This is a genomic window from Christiangramia qingdaonensis (assembly GCF_048381525.1).
Taxonomy (GTDB): Bacteria; Bacteroidota; Bacteroidia; order Flavobacteriales; family Flavobacteriaceae; genus Christiangramia.
Genome location: NZ_JBLWIM010000008.1, coordinates 43,109 through 43,374 on the forward strand (window position 1 = coordinate 43,109; position 266 = coordinate 43,374).

Consider the following 266-nt stretch of genomic DNA (forward strand, 5'->3'; position numbering starts at 1 on the left):
CGGAGAAATTAAGGACGGTCTTGAATTTGCTGAAACCAGTAAACCCGAAATTGCCGATAATGATGTTTTGGTTGCTGTAAAAGCTGCTGCCCTAAATCCAATAGATTACAAATTAGTTCAGGGTCATCTAAAAGATATGCTGAAACTGGATCTTCCAACGGGGATTGGCTATGATATGAGTGGAGAAATCGTAGAAACTGGGAGTAAAGTTAAAGACTTTAAAGTTGGAGATGAAGTATATGGGCGTGTACCACAGGAATACATGG

General features: G+C 39.8%; 1 protein-coding gene. It reads left to right on the forward strand.

Going from position 1 to position 266, the window contains the following annotated elements; genetic code table 11:
• Nucleotides 1-266 (forward strand): alcohol dehydrogenase catalytic domain-containing protein (locus tag ACNI3T_RS00945; protein WP_418226221.1); only part of this gene is annotated, 266 nt, incomplete at both ends.